Origin of the sequence: Burkholderia sp. Ap-955, assembly GCF_011753045.1 — a bacterium.
Classification (GTDB): domain Bacteria; phylum Pseudomonadota; class Gammaproteobacteria; order Burkholderiales; family Burkholderiaceae; genus Burkholderia; species Burkholderia lata_D.
In genome coordinates, this window is sequence record NZ_VWWH01000028.1 from 67228 (window position 1) to 73662 (window position 6435).

Below are 6435 nucleotides of genomic sequence, written 5' to 3' on the forward strand. Positions count from 1 at the left end.
GGCGGTCTAGCCCGGCGGCTCCACCTTGACGACCGCACTGGCCGGCTGCGAATTGACGGCCGCGCGCACCGTGACCGTACCGCCGAGCGCGACGCCCGCCGGCAGCGGCACGCTCCACTGGCCCGTGCGCCCCGCGAGCGCATAGCCGAGCAGGCCGTGCGTGAGCGGATACGTGTGGCCGTCGCCGGTCACGAGTTCGACCGATGCCAATTGCGCGCGCCGCGTGCCGCCGTTGCGCACCCGCAGCACCCAGCCGCCGTTGCCGCGCAGCAGCGTCCAGTCGAGCTGCGGCGCGCCGTTGGTTGCCGGCTCGACGAACACCGGAATCGAATAGCGCAGCCGGATCGACACGCCGTTGGCCGGCGCTTCGCCGGGCTGCGGCAGCTCGTCGATCAGCAGCCGGTAGGTCTGCTCGGCGCCGGCGGGCGTGCGCGATGCGCGCACGACGCGGATCAGTTGTTCGGACTGCGTGCCGACTTCGATGAGCGGCGGGCTGGCCAGCAGATCCTGGGTGGGCGTCAGTGTGTCCTGGCCGTCGGCCTGGTCCCAGCGGAACACGCGCACCTGCCCGTACACGGGGCGCCCGCCCGGATTGCGCAGCGTGATGCCGGTGGCCGTGTCGTCGGTGCCGAATTCGATCGTGACCGGGGAGATCTGCAGCGACGCGGCGTGCGCGGCGCCGCCCGCACACAGCAGCGCGGCGAGCGTTCGACGTAGTGCGGACATAGGGAGCAGCGCCGGTCAGAAGTAGACGGTTGCGGTGACGGTCGTCTGATAGGTGTCCGGCTTCGGTGTCGCCTGCGCGGGCACCTGGCCGTAGACGGTAATTGTCTGTGCTGCGCCCGTGCCGGTGCCGGCCACGGTGTCCGTGCCTTGCGTGTTGCCCCAGATCGTCGTGCGACCGGCATCCTGGTAGAGCTGGAAGCCGACGGTCGTCGACGTGTTGCCGGTCGCCGTGCCGGCCATCAGCCGGCTCGCGACGCTCGACCCCGTGACCGTGCCCGCGTCGAGACCGACGTTGTACGGTGTCGTGTCGGTGCAGGTGACGCTCACGGTCGTCTGCTGGTTGATCGCGGTGGCCAGCACCCCGCTGGTGCCGAAGGCGAGCGGGTTCGCGGCGATCGTGCAGTTCGGCTGCAGCGTCAGCGTGACGTTGAAGGTGGCGGTCGCGGTGCCGTTCGAATAGGTGGCAGCGTCGGCGGCGGGAATCGAAAGGCCGATTGACAGCGCGAGCGACAATGTCATGGAAGCAATGGCGACTTTCACACTGACCCCTCATCGATTGTTTTTTCATTGAATTTATGCCGCGCTTCGCATGCCACGGTATCGCAGATGCTGATACGAATCGGCAAGTCTTTCAATCTTTAAATTAATGCTGTTTCATTTTGTTACATTTGATCCGGGTATTGATTGAATAAAACCGGGGAGAGTTGAATTTTTCGATTTATTCCGGGCGATTCGAGCGAAAAATTATCCCGCGGTGCGGCAATGATGAGTAATTCACGCGGGGTTCGATACGATTTTCAGCTGACTTGGCGAGTTGAGCCGGCCCGTGGGAAATGGGTAATTAATGCGTTGGATGAAATGGAAGGGGCGGGGAATGAATCATTCGAATGGATTGAGTCTATTTCAGTATTTTTAAAATGAATGGAATCCGGCTCGCTGTGAAATTGCTCGATATTCCGGATTTTTGCATCGAGGGATTGTCGAATTCGAATTGATCGTTGAAAACGAAAACGGCCGCATTGCGCGGCCGTGAGCGTGTGTCGGTACGGATCGGCGGTCCGGCATGCATCGCCGGCGCGCGACGTGTCGCGATTACGAATTCGCGGCGGCCGGTGCGCGGCGCTGCTGCGCGATCTGCAGGAAGACCAGTGCGAGTCCGGCCGCGGCGATCAGCCCGCCGACGAGCGGCACGGCCGCATAACCGAAGCCCGCCGAGAGCGCTGCGCCGCCGGCCGCCGCGCCGAGCGCGTTGCCGAGGTTGAACGCGCCGATGTTGACGGCCGACGCGAGGCCCGGCGCTTCGTGGGCCGCCCGCATCACGCGCATCTGCAGCGGCGGCACGACCGCGAACGTCGCGACACCCCATACGAGCAGCGTGACGGCGGCGCCGGCATGCGTGCCGGCGAGCACCGGGAACGCGGCCATCGTCGCGATCAGCAACAGCAGGAAACCGATCAGCGTGCCGTCGAGCGAGCGGTCGGCGAGGCGCCCGCCCGCGATGTTGCCGATCGAGAAGCCGACGCCGATCAGCACCAGCATCGCGGTCACGAAGCCGGGCGTCGCGCCGGTCAGGTGTTCCAGCGTCGGCGCGACATACGTGTAGAGCGTGAACATCGCGCCGGCGCCGAGCACGGTCGTCCCGAGCGCGCCGAGCACGACGGGGCGCGTCAGCACCGAGAGTTCGGCGCGCAGGTCGGGCATCTTGCCGGCTTCGCCCTTCGGCAGCGCGGCGAACAGCCCGGCGATCGCAACCAGGCCGAGGCCCGCGGTCGCCGCGAACGACATGCGCCAGCCGATGATCTGGCCGAGCCAGGTCGCGGCCGGCACGCCGCCGACGTTCGCGATCGTGAGGCCCATGAACATCGTCGCGACCGCGCTGGCCTGCTTTTCGCGCGGCACCAGGCTGGCCGCGACCACTGAGCCGAGCCCGAAGAAGGCGCCGTGGTTGAGGCTCGTCACGAGGCGGGCGAGCAGCAGCGTCGTGTAGTCCGGCGCGAACGCCGACAGCAGGTTGCCGATCGTGAAGATCGACATCAGCGCGATCAGCGCCGAGCGGCGCGACCAGCGCGCGAGCAGTAGCGTCATCAGCGGCGCGCCGACCATCACGCCGATCGCATACGCGCTGATCAGCATGCCGGCTTGCGGAATCGACACATGCACGCCGTCGGCGATCACGGGCAGCAGGCCCATCGGCGAGAACTCGGTCGTGCCGATGCCGAACGCGCCGGCGGCGAGTGCCAGCAGCGGCAGCGCGGCGCTGCCACCCGGGCGGGAAGGAGGGGAAGTCGTGGTATTCACGCGATGGGCTCCTGTAGTCGAGAAACAACGAACGGCACGGGCCGTTGAGGACAGGACGAAGTGTGCCTGCATGACTTTTGCGGAAAAAGCCGTGTCCGAACGAAATTATCTTGATTTCATGTCAACAATGCAGCGAGCGCCTGAGGCCCGGTGGTGGAGCGGGTGAAAGAGATGCTTCTTGTGAAAGATTTTTGTAAAGCTCGGAATGCGGCTTCAGGCCGGGAGATTGCGATCCATCGGCGCTTCGACGCGGACTGACGGTCGCTCCCGCCAGATGAGCCGGAAGCCGTCCACCGACTGTCCGGCGATGGGTGGCCGTGCGGATCGGACGGGCCGGTCAGGCGGCTGGCGCCACGCCGGGCGAATCTCGCATCATCGCTGAAACCCTTTGCAGAAAAGGCCCGCGGCCAAAAAAAGCCCCGATCACAGGGGGACCGTGACCGGGGCGGAAAGGCATCCTCTCTTTGGCACGAGGGTTGGATGCGCGCGCAGTATATTTCGGATCATGACAATTCGAAGCGGCGTTAAACGGCCGTTTTTGGTGTCAATTTAAAAACACCGGCGCTACCGCGTCCGGCGTCGTCGTTTTGAAAGCATTTCGCAAAAAAATGCGGCGGTTTAGCGTGTTTCGGCAGCCGAAGCGACGATTGGGCGGAAGGGGATTCCGCCCGTCATTCGGCATCGCAAGTCATGTCGCTCAAGTGCCCGGCACGGTTGCCGAATCTGCTGCCCACTCAGCCCGCTTGGCGGGCTTCACCGGTCGCATCGCGCACGGCCTCGAGAAACCGCGCGACGACGGGCGACGGTGGCACGGCCGCACCGTCGAACACGAACTCGATATCGAAGCGGCTCGCGAGTTCGTCGAGCGCGACGAGCCGGACCGTGTGCGGGCAGGTCGGCGACGCGCTTTCCGGCACGAATGCACAGCCCATCCCGGCCGCGACAAGGCCGATCAAGGTCGGAATGTCGCTGCCGACCTGCGCGATGCGCGGCATGAAGCCGGCCTGCTGGCACTGCGCCATCAGGAACCGGTGGTGCGCGGCGGAGCGCTGCGCATCGAACCAGACGAACGGCTCGTTCGCGATGTCGGCCAGCGTGCGCGGCGCGGTGAAGCGTCCGCCCGGCGGCGCGGGCATCGCGAGCACGAAGCGGTCGCTCAGCAGCCGCACGCCCGACAGGTGCGGCGCCTCGTCCTGACGCCACGCCATGATCCCGCCGTCGAGCTGGCCGCGCATTAGCGCGTTCGCCTGTTCGGCCGACAGCATCGGCGCGATCGACAGCTTCACGTCCGGGCACGCGTCGCGAAACGCCTTGAGGACGGTGCCGACGACGGGCAGCGGCAGGCAGTTCGGCAACGCTCCGAGGCGCAGCTCGCCCAGCTGGCCGGCCGCGCTGCGCAGGGCGCGCTCGCGGCTGTCCTGCAGTGTCGCGAGCAGGCCGGTCGCGTCCTGCAGGAAGCTGGCGCCGGCCGCTGTGAGCGTGACGCCCGTTGCGCGGCGCACCAGCAGCGGCGTGCCGATCGCGTCCTCGAGCTCGCGGATCTGTCGCGACAGCGCGGGCTGGACGATACCGGCCGCGCGGGCGCCGGCCATCACACTGCCGGCTTGCGCGACGGCCACGAAGTAGCGCAGGTGACGCAATTCGATCTGGCGCATGCGGCATCCATTCAGGTTCATTGATATACCTGTGGAGCATAGCAAACGGCATTCGATGGTATTGGAAGGCATGAGACGCGTGCCGTACGATCACCGTCATTGCCGCTCATCGTTTCACGTCGCGTGCGTTCTCTCCGTTCTCATTGGTCCCGCCCCATGCCGCTTCATATCCCGACCCCTTATATCCGCTCGCCAATCGCATCCCGCCGGCTCGGCAGGACCATCCGGCTGAAGCTCGACGCGCTGCAGCCGTCGGGCTCGTTCAAGCTGCGTGGTATCGGCGCCGTCTGCGAAGCGCGGCATGCGGCCGGCGCGCGGCGGTTCGTGTCGTCGTCGGGCGGCAACGCGGGCATCGCGGTCGCGTACTGCGGCCGCGAACTCGGCGTGCCGGTGCTCGTCGTCGTACCGGAGAGCGCGTCGGCCCGCGCACGCGAGCTGATCCGTGTCGAGGGCGCAGAGCTCGTCGTGCACGGTGCGAGCTGGGCCGAGGCGAATGCGTTCGCGCAGTCGGTGCTCGGCGAGCATGATGCGTTCATCCATCCGTTCGACGATCGCGTGCTGTGGCAGGGCCACGCGACGATGATCGACGAGATGGCGGCGGCCGGCCCGAAGCCCGACGCGGTCGTGCTCGCGGTTGGCGGCGGCGGGCTGCTGTGCGGCGTGCTCGAAGGGCTGGCGCGCAACGGCTGGCACGACGTGCCGGTGGTCGCGGTCGAAACGGAAGGCGCCGACTGCTATGCGCGCTCGCTCGCGCAGGGGCATGTGGTCGAATTGCCGGCGATCACGAGCATCGCGACGTCGCTCGGGGCGAAGCGGCCGTGCGAGGCGGCGGTCGAATGGGCCGCGCGACACGAGATTCACCCGGTCGTCGTGTCCGATGCCGAGGCGGTGGGCGCGTCACTGCGATTCCTCGACGCGCACCGGATCGTCGTCGAGCCCGCGTGCGGTGCCGCGCTGGCCGCGCTCGAGCGGCCGGTGCCCGTGCTCGCGTCGGCGAAGGATATCGCCGTGATCGTCTGCGGCGGCGTGACGGCGACCGTCGAGCAGATGCAGACGCTGCGCGCGACGTTGCGGTAGGTGGGGCGGCCGGCACTAGCCGGTTTGTCGTGGGACGGCTGGATGGTGGTCGACGACGGATATCTCTGCGATCGTCTGCGGCGGCGTGACGGCGACCGTCGAGCAGATGCAGACGCTGCGCGCGACGTTGCAGAAGGCGGGGCGGCGGCCGGCACTAGCTGGCCTGTCGGATGACGGCCGGACGGCAGTCGATCCCGGCGAACGTCGGCATCGGCTGCGTGTGTCCGTCGCGAAGCATCGAAGCTACGTCAGCGACACGACGAGCAGGCCGCCGGCGGCGCAGAAATTCCTGTGACGAATGAGGGGGCGTATCGTCGCGCGTTGCCGGATGTGGTCGGGCGCGACGATACGGATGGCCGGTCAGTGTGCGGCCGGTGCGCTCGCGCCGGACGGTGCGGACGAGGCGACGGGGTTGGCGGCGGCAGGCGCGGGCGATGGGCTCGAGGGCGCCGATGCCGATACGGGGGCCGAGGCGGTGGATGCAGGCGCAGGCGCGACCGGTGCCGGTGTTGCAACGGCCGGTGCCGAAACGGCAGGCGTCGATGCTGCTGCGGCAGGTGACGATGCCGGGCCGGACGCGGGAGCCGAGGCAGGCACGGGACCCGAAACCGGCGCGGACGCCGATGCAGGCGTCGCACCCGACGCCGCCACCGGCGCGGCAGCCCGCATCGCCGCCGGC

7 protein-coding genes are annotated in these 6435 nt (G+C 67.7%); 3 read left to right on the forward strand and 4 right to left on the reverse strand.

The features are described 5' to 3' along the window. Nucleotides 1-6: 6 nt before the first annotated feature. The 4 genes from F3J15_RS17380 to F3J15_RS17395 form a co-directional block, all read right to left on the reverse strand. Nucleotides 7-726, reverse strand: coding sequence for a molecular chaperone (locus F3J15_RS17380; protein WP_089445306.1), 720 nt, complete (start codon nt 724-726; stop codon nt 7-9). A 15-nt stretch (nt 727-741) separates the two neighbouring features. Continuing rightward, nucleotides 742-1245, reverse strand: coding sequence for a spore coat U domain-containing protein (locus F3J15_RS17385; protein ID WP_166892914.1), 504 nt, complete (start codon nt 1243-1245; stop codon nt 742-744). A gap of 573 nt (nt 1246-1818) precedes the next feature. Then, complete coding sequence (locus F3J15_RS17390; RefSeq protein WP_166892917.1) at nt 1819-3024, reverse strand: MFS transporter; 1206 nt, start codon at nt 3022-3024, stop codon at nt 1819-1821. A gap of 734 nt (nt 3025-3758) precedes the next feature. Then, complete coding sequence (locus F3J15_RS17395; RefSeq protein ID WP_166892920.1) at nt 3759-4679, reverse strand: LysR family transcriptional regulator; 921 nt, start codon at nt 4677-4679, stop codon at nt 3759-3761. Between the two features lie 156 nt (nt 4680-4835). Between F3J15_RS17395 and F3J15_RS17400 the strand changes: the two genes are divergently transcribed. The 3 genes from F3J15_RS17400 to F3J15_RS17410 all read left to right on the forward strand — a co-directional run. Beyond that, the gene (locus F3J15_RS17400) at nt 4836-5756 is read left to right on the forward strand and encodes a pyridoxal-phosphate dependent enzyme (protein ID WP_166892923.1); all 921 of its coding nucleotides are present in this window, start codon (nt 4836-4838) and stop codon (nt 5754-5756) included. A gap of 85 nt (nt 5757-5841) precedes the next feature. Continuing rightward, on the forward strand, nt 5842-6051 hold the full coding sequence (locus tag F3J15_RS17405) for a hypothetical protein (RefSeq protein WP_166892927.1): 210 nt from the start codon (nt 5842-5844) through the stop codon (nt 6049-6051). A 33-nt stretch (nt 6052-6084) separates the two neighbouring features. After that, on the forward strand, nt 6085-6435 hold a 351-nt coding region (locus F3J15_RS17410), incomplete at its 3' end, for a hypothetical protein (protein ID WP_205190838.1).

Bases quoted from the DNA above. Each gene is read 5' to 3' on its own strand.
- F3J15_RS17380 (WP_089445306.1), bottom strand. From the start codon at position 726: ATGTCCGCACTACGTCGAACGCTCGCCGCGCTGCTGTGTGCGGGCGGC.
- F3J15_RS17385 (WP_166892914.1), bottom strand. From the start codon at position 1,245: ATGACATTGTCGCTCGCGCTGTCAATCGGCCTTTCGATTCCCGCCGCC.
- F3J15_RS17395 (WP_166892920.1), bottom strand. From the start codon at position 4,679: ATGCGCCAGATCGAATTGCGTCACCTGCGCTACTTCGTGGCCGTCGCG.
- F3J15_RS17400 (WP_166892923.1), top strand. From the start codon at position 4,836: ATGCCGCTTCATATCCCGACCCCTTATATCCGCTCGCCAATCGCATCC.